Below are 16,120 nucleotides of genomic sequence, written 5' to 3' on the forward strand. Positions count from 1 at the left end.
GCGCTCCGTCAGAAGAGGGTGCTGTCGTCCGGCTCGATCTCGCTGAGCGGGCGCAGCAGTTCGGGGCTGTTGTTGCGGATGTTGCCGACCGCCGGGCCGATCGCCCGGGCCAGCAGCGCGCCGGGCGGCGGCGGGACCAGCAGGCCGCGCAGCTCGTCCGGGTCGTTCAGCGCCGGGTCGAGCCAGGCGTCGAAGGCCCCGGGGTCGAGGAAGAGCGGCATCCGGTGGTGGATCGGGGCCAGCGCGGGCTCGGCGTCGGTGGTGACCACCGAGCAGGTGACCAGCCACGCCTCCGGGTGGTCGTTGGGGAAGCGGCGGTCCCGCCAGAACTCGTACAGACCGGCCAGCGCCAGGATGGTGCCGTCGGCCCGGTGCACGAAGAACGGCTGCTTGCGCGGCTTGCCCTTCTCGCTGGGTATGGTCTCCCACTCGTAGTAGCCGTCCACCGGCAGCAGGCAGCGCCGGGACGCGAACGCCTGCCGGTAGGCGGGCTTCTCGTGCACGGTGTCCGCCCGGGCGTTGATCATCTTCACCGCCGTCTCCGGCGACTTCGACCAGGCCGGCACCAGACCCCAGCGCATCACCCGCAGCTGCCGGACCGGCGCCCCGCCGCCCTTCGGCACCCGGTCCAGCACCACGAAGGCCGGATCGGTCGGCGCCACGTTCCAGCTCGGCGCGATGGTCTCGGTCGGGTCCCACTGCTCGACCCCGAAGACCTCGACCAGGTCCTGGGGCGCGGTGGTGGAGGCGAAACGTCCACACATGGTGATCAGCTTGCCACGGCCTTCCCGCCCGGTCCGCAGAACCGGGCGGTTCCCTCCCGCCGTCCTGGCATGGGAGGGTGCTGGTCCGAACGCGCCAAGGAGGTACGGAATGGACTTCGCGGGACTGTGGAACACGCTCACCGCCACCCAGCCGGCCCCACCGCACTGGCTGGTGCTCGGCAGCGCGGCGGTCGCCCTGCTCACGATCCTCCCGCACCCGGTCTGGCGGCTCAGCCGCAACGTGGTGACCATCGCCCACGAGGGCGGCCACGGCCTGGCCGCCCTGCTGACCGACCGGGAGCTGGCCGGCATCCGGCTGCACTCCGACACCTCCGGCCTCACCATCTCCTCCGGCCCGCCCACCGGCCCCGGCGTGATCCTCACCGCGGCGGCCGGGTACACCGCTCCCCCGCTCCTCGGCCTCGGCGGCGCCGCCCTGCTGGCCGGTCAGCACGTCACCCAGCTGCTCTGGATCGCCATCGTCCTGCTGGCCGGCCTGCTCGTCATGATCCGGAACGCCTTCGGAGTGCTCTCCGTGGTGCTCACCGGAGCCGCCTTCTTCCTCATCTCCTGGTACGGCAGCAGCCAGCTCCAGGCCGCCTTCGCCTACGTCGGCGTCTGGTTCCTGCTCCTCGCGGGCGTCCGCCCGGTCCTGGAACTCCAGGGCAAGCGCCGCCACGAGGGCGCCCGCAACACCGACGCCGACCAACTGGCCCACCTCACCCACATCGGCCCCCTCTTCTGGGTGGCCCTCTTCCTCCTCACCGCCCTGGCCGCCCTCGCCCTCGGCGGCAGCTGGCTACTCGCTCTCTAGGCAGACGCCAAGCCAGGGGCTCGGGGAACGGCGACGCCAGCCTCGGGAAACGTGATCCGTACGTAAGTGGTCAGGCACTTTCGCAGTGATACCCACCCGCCACGAACCGTCGCCGTTCCCCGAGCCCCTGTCTTCCGAGCCGGGTGCGCATCGGCACCTAGACTGACCCCATGACCGAAGCCCTGTGGCCCGCCCCCGTTGCGACCGGCGCCGTCGATGCCGTCGTCACCATCCCCGGATCGAAGTCGGCGACCAACCGTGCGTTGGTGCTGGCCGCGCTGGCGGACGGACCGGGCTGGATCCGCCGGCCGCTCCGCAGCCGGGACTCCCAGCTGATGGCCGACGGCCTGCGCGCGCTGGGCGTCGGCATCGAGGAGACCGTCAACAACGCCAGCGGCGGCACCGGCGGCGGCGAGGCGTGGCGGGTCATCCCGGCCGGCCAGCTCCGCGGCCCGGCCCAGGTGGACGTCGGCAACGCGGGCACCGTGATGCGCTTCCTCCCCCCGCTGGCGGCCCTCGCCGACGGCCCGGTGCACTTCGACGGCGACCCGCGCAGCTACGAGCGGCCCCAGCACGGCGTGATCGACGCGCTGCGCGCGCTCGGCGCCCGGATCGACGACGGCGGTCGCGGCGGCTTCCCGCTCACGGTGCACGGCACCGGCGCGCTGGACGGCGGCCCGGTCGAGCTGGACGCGTCCTCCTCCTCACAGTTCGTCAGCGCCCTGCTGCTCTCCGGTGCCCGCTACAACAACGGCGTGGAGATCCGGAACACCGGCGGCACCGTCCCCTCCCTGCCGCACATCCGGATGACGGTCGACATGCTCCGCAAGGCCGGGGCCCAGGTGGACGCACCGGAGGACGGCGGTGAGAAGGACGTCTGGCGGGTCACCCCGGGGGCGCTGATCGGCCGTGACCTGGTGGTCGAGCCGGACCTCTCGAACGCCGCGCCGTTCTTCGCCGCCGCGCTGGTCACCGGCGGCCGGGTGACCGTCCGGGACTGGCCCAAGCACACCTACCAGCCGGGCGACCAGCTCCGCGACCTGTACACCCGGATGGGCGGCAGCTGCCAACTGACCGACGAGGGGCTGGAGTTCACCGGCACCGGCAAGATCCACGGGATCGACGCCGACCTGCACGACGTGGGCGAGCTGACCCCGGTGATCGCGGCGGTCGCCGCGCTCGCCGACTCCGAGTCGCACCTGTACGGCATCGCGCACCTGCGGCTGCACGAGACCGACCGGCTGGCCGCGCTGGTCAAGGAGATCAACGACCTGGGCGGCGACGCCGTCGAGACCGAGGACGGTCTGCGGATCAGGCCCCGCCCGCTGCACGGCGGTGTCTTCCACACCTACGAGGACCACCGGCTGGCCACCGCCGCCGCGGTGATCGGCCTGGCCGTCCCGGGCGTCCGGGTGGAGAACGTGGCGACCACCGCGAAGACCCTGCCGGACTTCCCGCAGATGTGGGCCGACCTGCTCGGCCAGGGCTGACGGGGAGTCGGAACAGATGCGCCGTTACGGCAAGGACGCCGACGAGGACGACATCCGCAACCGCCCGGGCCGCAAGGGCTCGAAGCCGCGGACCAGGATCAGGCCCAAGCACGAGGACGCCGCCGAGGCAATGATCCTGACCGTCGACCGCGGCCGGCTGACCTGCCTGGTCGAGGCGGGCACCAAGCAGGAGCGGCAGGTGATCGCGATGAAGTCGCGTGAGCTGGGCCGCAAGGGCGTGGTGGTCGGCGACATCGTCCACGTGATCGGCGACCTCTCCGGCGACGTGGACACGCTGGCCCGGATCGTCCGGGTCGAGGAGCGCAGCTCGGTGCTGCGCCGTACCGCCGACGACGACGACCCGTACGAGCGGATCGTGGTGGCCAACGCCCAGCAGCTGGCGATCGTCACCGCGCTGGCCGACCCGGAGCCCCGGCCCCGGCTGATCGACCGCTGCCTGGTGGCGGCGTACGACGCCGGGATGCGGCCGCTGCTGGTGCTGACCAAGGCGGACCTGGCCTCGGCCGCGCCGCTGCTGGAGGCGTACGCGCCGCTCGGCATCGACTACGTGGTGACCCGGCGGGACGAGCTGGAGACCGCCGGGGCGGAGGCGGTCCGCGACCACCTGCGCGGGCGGTCGACCGTCTTCATCGGGCACTCGGGGGTCGGCAAGACCACCCTGGTGAACGCGCTGGTGCCGCTGCACCAGCGGACCACCGGCGTGGTCAACTCGGTCACCGGCCGGGGGCGGCACACCACCGTCTCGGCGCTGGCGCTGCGGCTGCCGCCGCCGCCCGGGGTGAAGCCGGGCTCCAAGAAGGCGCTCGATCCCGGCTGGGTGATCGACACCCCCGGCTTCCGCTCGTTCGGGCTCTCCCACATCGACCCGTCCCGGGTCATCCTGGCCTTCCCGGACCTGGAGCCGGGCACCGAGGGCTGCCCGCGCGCCTGCAGCCACGACGAGCCGGACTGCGCGCTGGACGCCTGGGTCGCCGACGGCCACGCCGAGCAGGCCCGGCTGTACTCGCTCCGCCGTCTGCTCTCCTCCAAGGAGACCCGCGAAGGTGACTGACCCCCACCTTTCGGCCCGTCAGAGGTGTCGGATCAGCTCCGCCTGGCGATCATAGGAAGGTCGGACCAATCGGTCCGGCCTTTCGAGGGGAGTCGGCTCCGATGGCTTGGGCCCTGGTGATCATCGCCGGACTGCTGGAGACCGGCTTCGCGATCAACCTGAAACTCAGCGACGGCTTCACCAAGCTCTGGCCCACCGTCAGCTTCTGTGTGTTCGCCCTCAGCAGCTTCGGCCTGCTCACCCTCTCGCTCAAGACCCTGCCGGTCGGCCCGGCCTACGCGGTGTGGACCGGGCTCGGCGCCGCCGGGACGGCCGTCTACGGGATGATCTTCATGGACGAGACCACCTCCACCCTCAAGCTGGTCTCGATCTCGCTGGTGATCGCCGGGGTGATCGGCCTCCAGCTGAGCGGCTCGGGGCACTGAGAGCGTCCAGTTTTCGAGCCGAAGTGTCCAGATCCGTGGACGCTCGCCTAATGTTCTGGCATGGCCGACTACCACGACGATCTCCGACTCGCCCACGTCCTCGCCGACTCGGCCGACTCGATCACCATGGAGCGCTTCAAGGCGCTGGACCTCAAGGTCGAGACCAAGCCCGACCTGACCCCGGTGAGCGACGCGGACAAGGCCGCCGAGGAGCTGGTGCGCAGCGTGCTGCAGCGGGCCAGGCCGCGCGACGCGGTGCTCGGCGAGGAGTTCGGCCTCAAGGGCTCGGGCCCGCGCCGCTGGGTGATCGACCCGATCGACGGCACCAAGAACTACGTCCGGGGCGTCCCGGTCTGGGCCACCCTGATCTCGCTGCTCGAGGTCGGCCCGGACGGTGAGCAGCACCCGGTGGTCGGCATCGTCTCTGCCCCGGCCCTGCAGCGCCGCTGGTGGGCGGCCAAGGGCCTGGGCGCGTACGCCGGCCGCAGCCTGGCCAAGGCGAGCCGGATCCACGTCTCCTCGGTCTCCCGGCTCGAGGACGCCTCGCTCTCCTACTCCTCGCTCACCGGCTGGGAGGAGCGGGCCCGCCTGGACGCCTTCCTGGACCTCTCCCGGTCCTGCTGGCGCACCCGCGCGTACGGCGACTTCTGGTCGTACATGATGGTCGCCGAGGGCGCGGTGGACATCGCCGCCGAGCCTGAGCTGAGCCTGTGGGACATGGCCGCGCCGTGCATCGTGGTGCAGGAGGCCGGCGGCCGGTTCACCGGTCTGGACGGGATCGAAGGCCCGAACGGCGCCGACGCGGTGGCCTCGAACGGCCTGCTGCACGACGAGACGCTGCGGAAGCTGACGATCTGACACCTCGTGTGACCGATCGCGTTACCGACAGTGGTCCGCCCGGTTGCCGAGAACTCCCCGGCAGCCGGGCGGCGCCGCTGAGGGCGGCGCAACTCCCTTGCAACGGCGGCCCCTTACGCTCCCAGGGGTCAAGCCGACGGCCCGTCAGGGCCCGGCTCCGCTCCCCCGTGCGCCACCCCGCCGGGACGCCTGCCGAGGGGACACCCCGACGTGCGTACGCTCCGCAGCATCCGGCACCGACTGGCCCTGCTGCTCGCCCTCCCGACCGGTGCGCTGGTGCTGCTCGCCGCGTTCGGCACCGCCGCCGAGGCCGCCCGCTACCGGGCGGCGGACCGCACCGACCAGCAGGTGGCGCTGGCGGTCACCACCCAGGAACTGGTCCGGCAGCTCCAGCGCGAACGCGGCCTGACGGCCGGTCTGCTCGGCGGCGACGAGAGCTTCCGGGCCCGCCTCGGCGAGCAGCGGGCCGCCGCCGACCAGGCCAGGCAGCGACTGGACCAGGCACTCGCCGCCGAACCGCCCGGCACCCCCGGCGTCCGGACCGCCCTCGGCGGGCTAGGCACGCTGGCCGCGCTGCGCGGCCGGGCCGACACCGGCACCGCCTCCCGGGCCGAGGCACTGGACTTCTTCAGCCAGGCGATCGGCGGGCTCTCCACCGCCGCCTTCGCCGACGTCGCCGCCGAGGACCGCGAGCTGCAGGCCGCGCTGACCACCCTGCGGGTGCTCGGCGAGGCGGCCGAGGCGGCGGCGCTGGAACGCGGCACGCTGAACGGGGTGTTCGCGGCCGGGGCGTTCGGCGAAGGCGACTACCCCGCCTTCGCCCGGGTGCTGTCCGTGAAGAACACCGCGCTGGCCCAGGCCCCGCGCACCGCCACCGCCGCCCGGGGCGCCGCGCTGGCCGCGGCACTGCGCAGCCCGGCGGCGGTCGCGGTGGCCGGGATGGAGCAGCGGGCCCTGGCGGCGTACGGCGGTGGACGGCTGCCGGTGCGGGCGGCGGACTGGTGGCAGGCGGCCAGCACGCTGGTCGACGATCTGCACCGGGTGCAGGCCGAGGCGGCTGCGGAGAGCCGGGCCGGGGCGGCGGAGCTGCGGTCGGCCGCGCTCTGGTCGCTGGGGCGCGAACTGGCCCTGGCGCTGGGCGCGTTGGCCGGTGCGGCGGCGCTCGGGGTGCTGGCCGGCCGGTCGGTGACCAGGCCGCTGGCGGCCCTGGTCGAGCAGGCCAACCAGCTGGCCGACCGGGTGCTGCCGGAGGCGGTGGCCCGGATCAGGGACGGGGTCGGCACCCCCGAGTCGGCGGCCGCGCTGCCCGGTACGGCGCGCGACGCGCAGGCCGACGAACTGGCCGAGGTGGCGGCCGCGTTGGACCGGGTGGCGGCCACCACGCTGCGGCTGGCGGTCGAACAGGCGGTGCTGCGGCGCAACTCCACCGAGTCGCTGGCCAATCTGGGCCGCCGCAACCAGGCGCTGGTCACCCGTCAGCTCGGCTTCCTGTCCGGCCTGGAGCAGGTGGAGCACGACCCGGGCGTGCTGGCCAACCTGTTCGAACTGGACCACCTGGCCACCCGGATGCGGCGGAACGCCGAGAGCATCCTGGTGCTGGTCGGCGAGCCCAGCCCGCGCCGCTGGGAGCGGCCGGTGGCGATGGGCGACGTGGTGCGGGCCGCGCTCGGCGAGGTGGAGGACTACCGGCGGGTGGTGCTGCGGCAGCTGGACGAAGCCCGTCTTGACGGCGGCGCGGTGGCCGAAGTGGCGCACCTGCTGGCCGAGTTGATCGAGAACGCGCTGGCCGCCTCGGCGCCTGACACCGATGTGGAGGTGTTCGCCAGGATCAGCGCGGGCGGCTACCTGATCGCGGTGATGGACCAGGGACGGGGCCTGACCGAGGCCGAACTGACCCGCGCCAACGCCCGGTTGACCGGCCAGGAGAGCTTCCTGGTCGGCCGGGACGGACTGCTCGGCCACTACGTGGTCGGCCGGCTGGCCGAACGGCTCGGCGCCCGGGTCCGGCTCGCGCCCGCCCCGGTGCACGGGGTGACCGCCAGCGTGCTGCTGCCCGCCGGGCTGCTGACCGTCGACCGGATGGCGGTGGCACGGTGACCGGCGGCTTCGAACTCGGCGCGGTGGTCCGGCCGTTCGTCCTCACCGCGGGCCGGACCAGGCCGCTCCGCGACGAACTGCGACTGGAGACCCTGGTCTCCGCCCCGCCCGCCGCACTGGCCGCTCCGCTGAGCTTCGAGCGGCACCGGATCGTCGAGCTCTGCCAGTCCCCGCGCTCGGTGGCCGAGTTGGCCGCCCTGCTGCCCGTCCCGCTCGGGGTGGCCCGGGTGCTGGTGGCCGACTTGGCGGCGGAGCGGTACGTCCGGGTGCACGAAGTGGCCGCCGGGGACGCCTCGGTGGCACTGCTGGAGCGGATCAGGGACGGGCTGCTGCGACTCTGACCCCGGGCATGGTTGCGGGCCCCGGTGACGACCGAACGTCTCCGGGGCCCGCGGTCTGAGGTGCCGTTACTTCTGCTTGCGCAGCTCGCGGACGGCGTCCTCCAGGCGCTGACCGTAGTCGGCGTCGGCCTGGCGGAAGTTGTTGATCGCGCGCTCGACGATGTCCTCGCGGTCGGCCGAGACCTTGGCGATGAAGCCGGAGAGGTTGGCGATCAGGCGGGCCTTCTCGTCCTCGGAGAACAGCCGGTAGAGGTTGCCGGCCTGCACGAAGTCGTTGTCCTCGCTGTGCGAGGGCGCCTCGTGGTTGCCCGTCAGACCGTTCACCGGCACCGCGGCCCAGAGCGGGCGGCCGGTCTCGACGGCACCGCCGAAGCTGTTCGGCTCGTAGTTCTTCGAGCGGCCGTGGCGGCCGTCGTAGAGGTGGCCGTCGCGGCTGTTGGTGCGCGCCTCGGTGGCGTGCGGGCGGTTCACCGGCAGGTGGTCGGCGTTGATGCCGACCCGGTAGCGGTGCGCGTCCGCGTAGGCGAACAGGCGGCCCTGGAGCATCTTGTCCGGCGACGGGCCGATGCCCGGCACGAAGTGGCCCGGGGAGAAGATCGACTGCTCGACCTCGGCGAAGACGTTGTCGGGGTTGCGGTTGAGCTCCAGCTTGCCGATCTCGATCGGCGGGTAGTCCGCGTGCGGCCAGACCTTGGTCAGGTCGAACGGGTTGAAGCGGTAGTTCGCGGCGTCGGCGGCGGGCATGATCTGCACCTGCACCGTCCAGGTCGGGAAGTCGCCGTTCTCGATCGAGGTGCGCAGGTCCCGCTGGTGGCTGTCCGGGTCCTCGCCGGCGAGCTTGTTGGCCTCGTCCACCGGCAGGTTCTTGATGCCCTGGTCGGTCTTGAAGTGGTACTTCACCCAGAAGTACTCGCCGGCCTCGTTCTGCCACTGGTACGTGTGGCTGCCGTAGCCGTTCATGTGACGGTAGGACGCCGGGATGCCGCGGTCACCGAACAGCCAGGTCACCTGGTGGGTCGACTCGGGCGAGAGGCCCCAGAAGTCCCAGACGTTGTCCGCCTCCTGCGAGCCGGTGTACGGGTCGCGCTTCTGGGTGTGGATGAAGTCCGGGAACTTGATGGCGTCCTTGATGAAGAACACCGGGGTGTTGTTGCCGACGAGGTCGTAGTTCCCCTCCTCGGTGTAGAACTTCAGCGCCCAGCCGCGCGGGTCGCGCACCGCGTCGGCCGAACCCAGGTTGCCCGCCACGGTGGAGAACCGCAGGAAGGTCTCGGTCTGCTTGCCGACCTCGGAGAGGAACGCGGCCCGGGTGTACGCCGAGACGTCCGCCGTCAGCGTGAAGGTCCCGTACGCGGCGGCGCCACGGGCGTGCACCACGCGCTCCGGGATGCGCTCCCGGTTGAAGTGGGCGAGCTTCTCGAACAGCGTCTGGTCCTGGATCAGGGCCGGACCGCCGATGCCCGCGGTCTCGGTGTTCTGGTTGTCGGCGACCGGGGCGCCGGCCTCCGTCGTCAGCGTGGGCCGCAGCTCGTCCTGGGTGGTCATGTCGGGATGCCTCCGCGTATCCGGTCGTACCGTGCCTAAGTATTGGCATGATCCTAGCTTGGACTTTGTCTAAGTCAACACTGGAACCAAGTCGAGAACGTGGCTTACCCTGTCCCCATGAGTGACCTGCTGGAACGACTTCGCGGACGCGGCTGGCGTCTCACCTCGCAGCGTCGTGTCGTGGCCGAGGTCCTCGACGGCGACCACGTCCACCTCACCGCGGACGAGGTGCACGCCCGCGCGGTGTCGGTGCTGCCCGAGATCAGCCGCGCCACGGTCTACAACACGCTCGGCGAGATGGTCTCCCTCGGCGAGGTCATGGAGGTCGCCACCGACGGCCGCGCCAAGCGGTACGACCCCAACGCCCGCCACGCCCACCAGCACCTCATCTGCTCCGGCTGCGGCTCCATCCGCGACGTCCACCCCCAGGGTGACCTGATCGCGGCCCTCCCGGCAGGCGAACGCTTCGGCTTTGTCATCTCGGGCGCCGAAGTCACCTACCGGGGGCTCTGCCCGGACTGCTCCTAGGCAGACGCTTCGGCAGACAGGGGCCCGGGGAACGGCGGCGCCGACCTCGTACAAGGTGATCCGTGCGTAGCTGGTCAGGCACTTTCGCAGTGACCCGAACGCCAGATCTCCTCGCAGTTCCCCGAGCCCCTGGCGTGTGCCACCAACGCGTGTGCCTAAGCGCTGAGCTCCGAGTGCAGCGCCCCGAGCAGCCGCGAAGCCCGCTCGGTGACCTCGGCCGGCCCGTAGTCGGCGGCGCGGCGGCACCAGTTCTCCGCCTGCACCGGCTCCCCCCGCCGCAGGGCGAGCAGGGCGAGCCGCAGGGCGGCGCGCCCATGGCCGGCGTCGGCGGCGCGGGTGTACCAGACCATCGCCTCCGCCTCCTCGTCCTGACGGGCCAACAGCAGCCCGAGGTTGAACGCGGCGCTGCGGCTGCCCGCCTCCGCCGCCCGGCGGTACCAGCTCTCGGCGATCTCCAGCGCGCCCCGCTCCGCGGCCCGGACGCCCATCCGGACCTGGGCGCGGCGGTGCCCGGCGTCGGCCGCGACCGCGTACCAGTGCTCGGCCTCGTCGTCCGCGTCCCCGCGCCGGTCCAGCAGCGAGGCCAGCCGGAACGCGCCCTCGGCCGAGGAACCCGCCGCCGCCTGCCGGTAGCGCTCCAGCGCGCCGGTCAGCTGCCCACGCTGCTCCAGGGCCACGGCCAGCTGCAGTGCAGCCTCGCCGTGCCCCTCGGCCGCGGCGCGCGCGTACCACTCGTGCGCCTGCTGCTGCTCCCCGCGCCCGGCGTGCAGCACCCCGAGGTTGAAGGCGCCGTCGACGCTCCCCGCCTCGGCGGCCTTGGAGAACCACGGCTCGGCACCCGACTCGTCGCCGCGCTGGAGCAGCACGACGGCCAGCGCGTTGCAGGCCTCCCGGTGCCCGGCGTACGCCGCACGCCGGTACCACTGCTCGGCCTGCGCCTCGCGCCCGGCGCTCGCGCACAGCAGGCCCAGGTTGAAGGCGCCGTTCTGGTCCCCCGCCTCCAGGGCGGCCCGGTACCAGCGCTCGGCGTCGACCGCCTCGCCGCGCCCGGCGTGCAGCGCGCCGAGCGCGTTGGCGGCGTTGCCGTCGCCCGCCTCGGCGGCCTCCTGCCACCACTCGGCGGCGGCCGTCAGGTCGCCCGCGTCCCGGTGCAGGAAGCCCAGTGCGCACGCCGCCCGCGGCTCGCCGTTCTGCGCCGCCTGCCGGTACCAGCGCGCCGCCTCCTCGAGACAGGCCGGGTCCTCGGCGGCGCGCTCCTCCAGCAGCACGCCGAGCCGCAGCCCCGCGCGGGCGTGGCTGCGCGCGGCGGCGGTCCGGTACCAGGTCTCGGCGGTGTCCTTGTCGCCCGCCGCCTCGCGCATCCGGGCCAGCCGGTACGCGGCCTCCCGGTGCCCCGCGTCGGCGGACACCTTGAACCAGCGCTCGGCGCGCACGTCGCGCCGATGCTCCATCAGATCGCCCAGCGCGTACGCCCCGAGCGGGTGGCCGTGCTCGGCGGCGAAGTGCAGCCAGTACTCGGCGGCCTCCTCCTCGCCCTGGTCGCGCAGCTGCAGCCCGAGCGCGTGCGCGGCCGGGGCCGAGCCCGCGACCGCGGCATGCCGCCACCACTGGGCCGCCTCGGCCCGGTGGCCGCGCTGGTGCAGCAGGACGCCCAGGTTGTTGGCGGCGGCCCGCAGTCCGGCGGCCGCGGCGGTGCGCAGGTACGCTTCGGCGTCCGCCAGGTCACCCCGGCGGAGCAGCAGCGCGCCGAGCTGGCTGGCGGCGTTCGGGTCGCCCTGGTCGGCGGCCTGACGGTGCCTCGACTCCAGGGCGGCCTGCTCGCGGGCGGCCAGCGCGGTCTCGAAGCTGTCCCGGTCGGGCGTCGGCTCGACGGCGGACTGCGGGCCGTAGCTGCCGGCGGCGGGCGCGAACTGGCTTGCGGAGACCCGGACCAGGCTGTCGGGGCCGTACCCGGCGTCGGCGCGGCTGACGGTCAGTCCGCTGGTCCGCTGGGCGGGCAGTGCCGCCGCGGTCTCCTCGCTCTGCGCCCATGCCTCGGTGTCGGCCGCCCCCGCGGCCGCCTTGCCCCCACTGCCCGGATCGTTCCTGCCGATCAGCTTCATGCCGACTCCCGCTTCCCCCGAGTGCTGCGGCACCCGCCGGGGACGTGTCGGATTCGGCGCTGACGACGACTCCCCTTGGCCAAGGGAGTCAACTGCCGTACGGCGTCCCCCATGTGGTCCATCGTCGCATCACCCGCAACCCGCGTACACCTGCCCCGGCCAGGTTTTGGCGGGGCGGGCCGAAGCCCGGCGAGATTGCTTCAGCGCTTTGTCGATTTCCCGACACTTGACCCCCACAAACCCCGGGCACGCATCGTACCGGAGTGCACCACGGGTGAGCGCCCTCAATAAGGAAGCACCGAAGGCCCGGAGAAGAATCTCCGGGCCTTCGGTTCAGAGTAGCGGGGACAGGATTTGAACCTGCGACCTCTGGGTTATGAGCCCAGCGAGCTACCGAGCTGCTCCACCCCGCGTCGTTGTGTCCCAACCATAACACGGGGGTGGAGCGGTCCGTTAACCGCCGTACATCAGCCGGTCTTCTGCTGGCCCGCCGCGGCGGCGGCGTCCAGCGCGGCCTTGAGCGCCTTCTGGGCCTCGCCGTACTTGGCCCAGTCGCCGGCCTTCTGCGCGGCCTCGCCGTCGTTGAACGCCTTCTGGGCGTCCGCGATCGCCTTGGCCTGCTCGGCGTTGACCGTCCCCGGCGTGGTCGGGGTGGTGGGCGTGGTCGGCGTGGTGCCCGGGGTGGTGGGTGCCGTCGGGGTGGTCGGCGCGGTGGCGTTGCCGAGCACCTTCTTCAGCGCCTCCTCCAGGGTGTTCTCGAAGGCCACGTTGTCGTTGCCGTACACCGCGAGCACCTTCTGCAGCACCGGGTAGTCGGCGCCGCGCCCGCGCACGTAGACCGGCTCGACGTTGAGCAGGCCGCCGCCGACCGGGAGGGTCAGCAGGTTGCCGTACTCGATGTCCGAGTCGCCGCCGATCTTCAGCGTGTTGAGCTTGTTGGCCACGTCGGTGTTCGAGTTGAACTGCGACTGCACCAGCTTGGGCCCGAGGGTGTTGCTGTCCCCCGGCACCTTGAGGATCCGGATCTTCCCGTACTCGGGCCCCGGGTCCGCGCTGACCGCCATGAAGGCCGCCAGGTTGTCCCGCTTGCTGGGCACGAAGGTGGTGGTCAGCGAGAAGCTCGCCTGAGTCACCGCCGGGTCGGGCATCCGGACCGTCATGTAGTAAGGCGGCTGCACCGCACCGGTGTTGGTGGTCGGGTCGACCGGGACCTGCCAGATGTCGGTGCCGTTGAAGAAGGAGTTGGCGTCCGTCATGTGGTACTGGCCGAGCAGATCGCGCTGCACCTTGAACATGTCCTGCGGGTAGCGCAGGTGCGGCATCAGGGTGCTCGGGATGTCGCCCTTGGCCTTGACCGTGCCGGGGAAGGCCTTCATCCAGGTCTTCAGCACCGGGTCGGCGTCGTCCCACTGATAGAGCGTCACCTCACCGGTGTAGGCGTCCACGGTCGCCTTCACCGAGTTCCGGATGTAGTTGACCTTGTTGACCGTGGTGAGCGTGCGCCCGCGCTGGTCGGTCAGCGAGTCCTTGGTGACGTCGCCCAGGGTGGTCTTGGAGGCGAACGGGTAGCCGTCCGAGGTGGTGTAGCCGTCCAGCACCCAGACCAGCTTGCCGTCCTGCACCACCGGGTACGGGTCGGCGTCGATCGAGAGCCAGGGGGCGACCTTCTCCACCCGCTCCTTGGGCGTGCGGTCGTAGATCACCCTGGCGCCGTCGGTGATGGCACCCGCGTAGAGGATCTGCGGCTCGGCGAAGCGCACCGCGTAGGCGGCCCGGGTGAACGGGTTGTTGAGCGAGACGCCGCTGTCGCCGGTGTACTTGTACTGCTTGTCACCGGCGTCGGTGGAGTAGTCGATCTCCTCGTTGGTGCCGCCGACGATGGAGTAGGTCTTGGTCTCCTCGCCGTAGTAGATCCGCTGCTGGTAGTCGCCCAGCGAACCGGTGGACGGCAGACCCGACTCGGTGAAGACCGGCTGGCCCTTGTCGTTGACCTGGTTGCCCTTGGCCGAGACGACGCCGTAGCCGTGGGTGTACTTGAAGTGGTCGTTGATCCAGTTCCGCTGCTGCACCCCGGCGAGGTTCAGCTCGCGCAGACCGATCACGGTGTCCTGCCCGCCGACCTGGCCGTTGCCGTACCGGTCCACGTCCAGCGTCTTCGGGAACTTGTAGTACGACCGCTGCTGCTCGATCTGCTGGAAGGTCGGCGAGACCACGTTCGGGTCCAGCAGGCGGATGTCGGCGATGGTCTGCGCGTCCGCCTTCAGCGCGTCGCTGTTGGTCGACGCCTTGGGCGCGTACGCCTGCGTCTGACTGTCCGCGATGCCGTACGCCTGCCTGGTCGCGTCGATGTTCTTCTGGATGTACGGCGTCTCCTTGGCCTGCTCGTTCGGCTTGACCTGGAACTGCTGCACGATCGCCGGGTAGAGCCCGCCGATCAGCACCGCCGAGAGCACCATCAGCCCGAAGCCGATCAGGGCCGGGGCCCAGGTCTTGCGGATCGGGGTGAGGAAGAACAGCGCCGCGCAGATGATCGCGACGAAGAACAGGATGGTCTTGGCCGGCAGGAACGCGTTGGCGTCCACGTAACGCAGGCCGGTCCAGCCGTCCACCTGCTTGTAGGAGCCGGTCTTGACCGCCAGCGCGTACCGGTCCAGCCAGTACGCGGCCGCCTTCAGCAGCACGAACACGCCCAGCAGCACGGCCAGATGGCCCTGCGCGCCGGAGCTCGCCTTCCGCCCCGGGCCCTGCAGCCGCAGGCCGCCGTACAGGTAGTGCACGACCACCGAGGCCAGCAGCGAGACGATCACCGCGCTGAACGCGAAGCCGAGCAGGAACTCGTACCAGGGCAGCTCGAAGGCGTAGAACGAGACGTCCAGGTGGAACTGACTGTCCTTCACCCCGAAGGAGGTCTGGTTGGTCCAGAGCATCCAGGTCCGCCACTGCCCGGCCGCCGCCGCCCCGGCCACCAGGCCGACCAGCAGCGAGACCGCGATCAGCAGCCACTTCTTGTACGGGGCGACGCCCATCCGGTAGCGGTCCAGGCTCTGCTGCTCGACCGACATCGCGGCCAGCGGCGGCCGCAACCGGTACGCCAGCCAGAGGTTGAGGCCGACCACCAGCGCCATCACCAGGCCGAAGACGGCGAACAGGCCGACCTTGGTCCAGAGCTGGGCGGAGAACACGGAGGAGTAGTGGACCGATTTGAACCAGAGCCAGTCGGTCCACAGCCCCGCGAACATCACGAACAGCAGGAAGAGCACCGCCAGGACCCCTGCGGTCAGCAGGAGCACTCGGGTGCGCCGGGAGGGCGGGCCGACTCTGGCACGGAAGCCCGGGCCTCCCGGGCGGTCCGGCATCTGGAATACCAAGGTGGCACCTCTGCTGTGTCGTGTGGGTCGGTCTGGTCCGGTCTCCTGTGCAACTTAATCGGTCTTTACCTGAGTTCCCACGGTTCACCACGAGTTAGGCCCCCCGGTGGGCTGAACCGGCCGGGGCACCGCGCATGTGAGGATTGGGACATGTCCGATGCACTTGATGCCCTGGCCGGCGGCAAGCCGCCCGCCGCCACCCCGATCACCCGCGCCGCGCTGGAGATCGACGAGTACGCCAGCACCCTCGGCTGGGACCTGCCGACCCGGCTGTTCGCCCTGGTGGACAGCGCCGCGCTGCGCAAGCAGGACCCGAAGCTGGCCAAGCAGCTGGGCCTGACCGACGAGAAGCCCGGCGACCTCACCGTGATCGAGCAGGACGAGCTGCCCGCCGGGATGGAGCTGGACAAGTTCCTCGGCACCATCGCCTGGCCCGACCAGGTGGTCGGCTGCGCGCTGGTGGTGGAGCGTCAGATGCTGCCGCCGGGCGCCGAGCACAGCCGCCCGAAGAACGCCACCGAGGCGCAGCTCGCCGACTGGGCGGCCAACCACCCGGCCCGCGAGGAGGTCCGGATCACCGCGGCCGTGCTGCGCGACGGCAAGAAGGAGATCGCGCTCCGGCTGCGGTCCAAGGACGTCGCCCGCGAGGTGCTGACCGGCCCGGACCTGGTGCCGGGCCTGACCGAGGCGCTGCTCGCCACCTTCTCCTGAGCGAC

Annotated in this window: 13 protein-coding genes and 1 tRNA gene; 9 read left to right on the plus strand and 5 right to left on the minus strand. The window is 71.9% G+C overall.

Going from position 1 to position 16,120, the window contains the following annotated elements:
- Positions 1 to 8: 8 nt before the first annotated feature.
- Positions 9 to 764, minus strand: coding sequence for an SOS response-associated peptidase (locus tag F4556_RS12900; protein WP_184914468.1), 756 nt, complete (start codon positions 762 to 764; stop codon positions 9 to 11).
- Between the two features lie 109 nt (positions 765 to 873).
- On the opposite strand from F4556_RS12900, the gene F4556_RS12905 reads away from it, so the two are divergent.
- The 7 genes from F4556_RS12905 (at position 874) to F4556_RS12935 (ending at position 7,861) form a co-directional block, all read left to right on the plus strand.
- Entirely contained in the window at positions 874 to 1,578 is a 705-nt protein-coding gene (locus tag F4556_RS12905) for a M50 family metallopeptidase (RefSeq protein WP_184914470.1), read from the plus strand.
- A 170-nt stretch (positions 1,579 to 1,748) separates the two neighbouring features.
- Positions 1,749 to 3,068, plus strand: a complete 1,320-nt coding sequence (gene aroA, locus F4556_RS12910; RefSeq protein WP_184914472.1) for a 3-phosphoshikimate 1-carboxyvinyltransferase — start codon at positions 1,749 to 1,751, stop codon at positions 3,066 to 3,068.
- A gap of 16 nt (positions 3,069 to 3,084) precedes the next feature.
- Positions 3,085 to 4,140, plus strand: coding sequence for a ribosome small subunit-dependent GTPase A (rsgA, locus tag F4556_RS12915; protein WP_184914475.1), 1,056 nt, complete (start codon positions 3,085 to 3,087; stop codon positions 4,138 to 4,140).
- A 101-nt stretch (positions 4,141 to 4,241) separates the two neighbouring features.
- Positions 4,242 to 4,565, plus strand: a complete 324-nt coding sequence (locus F4556_RS12920; RefSeq protein ID WP_184914478.1) for a DMT family transporter — start codon at positions 4,242 to 4,244, stop codon at positions 4,563 to 4,565.
- Positions 4,566 to 4,625: 60 nt separating this feature from the next.
- The gene (hisN, locus tag F4556_RS12925; protein WP_184914481.1) at positions 4,626 to 5,423 is read left to right on the plus strand and encodes a histidinol-phosphatase; all 798 of its coding nucleotides are present in this window, start codon (positions 4,626 to 4,628) and stop codon (positions 5,421 to 5,423) included.
- A 210-nt stretch (positions 5,424 to 5,633) separates the two neighbouring features.
- Positions 5,634 to 7,520, plus strand: a complete 1,887-nt coding sequence (locus F4556_RS12930; RefSeq protein ID WP_184914484.1) for a sensor histidine kinase — start codon at positions 5,634 to 5,636, stop codon at positions 7,518 to 7,520.
- Positions 7,517 to 7,861, plus strand: coding sequence for a DUF742 domain-containing protein (locus F4556_RS12935; RefSeq protein WP_184914486.1), 345 nt, complete (start codon positions 7,517 to 7,519; stop codon positions 7,859 to 7,861). Before F4556_RS12930 ends, F4556_RS12935 begins: the two co-directional genes overlap by 4 nt.
- Positions 7,862 to 7,927: 66 nt before the next feature.
- Here the strand turns inward: F4556_RS12935 and F4556_RS12940 are convergent, their stop codons facing one another.
- Positions 7,928 to 9,406 (minus strand): catalase, encoded by a 1,479-nt coding sequence (locus tag F4556_RS12940; protein WP_184914488.1) that lies wholly within the window; start codon positions 9,404 to 9,406, stop codon positions 7,928 to 7,930.
- A 117-nt stretch (positions 9,407 to 9,523) separates the two neighbouring features.
- Between F4556_RS12940 and F4556_RS12945 the strand changes: the two genes are divergently transcribed.
- Positions 9,524 to 9,934, plus strand: a complete 411-nt coding sequence (locus F4556_RS12945) for a Fur family transcriptional regulator (RefSeq protein ID WP_184914491.1) — start codon at positions 9,524 to 9,526, stop codon at positions 9,932 to 9,934.
- Positions 9,935 to 10,089: 155 nt separating this feature from the next.
- Here the strand turns inward: F4556_RS12945 and F4556_RS12950 are convergent, their stop codons facing one another.
- The 3 genes from F4556_RS12950 to F4556_RS12960 all read right to left on the minus strand — a co-directional run bounded on the left by F4556_RS12950 (position 10,090) and on the right by F4556_RS12960 (position 15,392).
- Positions 10,090 to 12,036 (minus strand): SEL1-like repeat protein, encoded by a 1,947-nt coding sequence (locus F4556_RS12950; protein WP_184914494.1) that lies wholly within the window; start codon positions 12,034 to 12,036, stop codon positions 10,090 to 10,092.
- A gap of 339 nt (positions 12,037 to 12,375) precedes the next feature.
- A tRNA-Met gene (locus F4556_RS12955) sits at positions 12,376 to 12,449 on the minus strand.
- A 54-nt stretch (positions 12,450 to 12,503) separates the two neighbouring features.
- Complete coding sequence (locus tag F4556_RS12960; protein WP_184924557.1) at positions 12,504 to 15,392, minus strand: UPF0182 family membrane protein; 2,889 nt, start codon at positions 15,390 to 15,392, stop codon at positions 12,504 to 12,506.
- 162 nt (positions 15,393 to 15,554) lie between these two features.
- On the opposite strand from F4556_RS12960, the gene F4556_RS12965 reads away from it, so the two are divergent.
- Positions 15,555 to 16,115, plus strand: a complete 561-nt coding sequence (locus F4556_RS12965) for a PPA1309 family protein (RefSeq protein WP_184914497.1) — start codon at positions 15,555 to 15,557, stop codon at positions 16,113 to 16,115.
- Positions 16,116 to 16,120: the final 5 nt, after the last annotated feature.

It is taken from the genome of Kitasatospora gansuensis, assembly GCF_014203705.1.
Lineage (GTDB): Bacteria > Actinomycetota > Actinomycetes > Streptomycetales > Streptomycetaceae > Kitasatospora > Kitasatospora gansuensis.

Bases quoted from the DNA above. Each gene is read 5' to 3' on its own strand.
- F4556_RS12900 (WP_184914468.1), bottom strand. From the start codon at position 764: ATGTGTGGACGTTTCGCCTCCACCACCGCGCCCCAGGACCTGGTCGAG.
- F4556_RS12905 (WP_184914470.1), top strand. From the start codon at position 874: ATGGACTTCGCGGGACTGTGGAACACGCTCACCGCCACCCAGCCGGCC.
- aroA (WP_184914472.1), top strand. From the start codon at position 1,749: ATGACCGAAGCCCTGTGGCCCGCCCCCGTTGCGACCGGCGCCGTCGAT.
- rsgA (WP_184914475.1), top strand. From the start codon at position 3,085: ATGCGCCGTTACGGCAAGGACGCCGACGAGGACGACATCCGCAACCGC.
- F4556_RS12920 (WP_184914478.1), top strand. From the start codon at position 4,242: ATGGCTTGGGCCCTGGTGATCATCGCCGGACTGCTGGAGACCGGCTTC.
- hisN (WP_184914481.1), top strand. From the start codon at position 4,626: ATGGCCGACTACCACGACGATCTCCGACTCGCCCACGTCCTCGCCGAC.
- F4556_RS12940 (WP_184914488.1), bottom strand. From the start codon at position 9,406: ATGACCACCCAGGACGAGCTGCGGCCCACGCTGACGACGGAGGCCGGC.
- F4556_RS12945 (WP_184914491.1), top strand. From the start codon at position 9,524: ATGAGTGACCTGCTGGAACGACTTCGCGGACGCGGCTGGCGTCTCACC.
- F4556_RS12950 (WP_184914494.1), bottom strand. From the start codon at position 12,036: ATGAAGCTGATCGGCAGGAACGATCCGGGCAGTGGGGGCAAGGCGGCC.
- F4556_RS12960 (WP_184924557.1), bottom strand. From the start codon at position 15,392: ATGCCGGACCGCCCGGGAGGCCCGGGCTTCCGTGCCAGAGTCGGCCCG.
- F4556_RS12965 (WP_184914497.1), top strand. From the start codon at position 15,555: ATGTCCGATGCACTTGATGCCCTGGCCGGCGGCAAGCCGCCCGCCGCC.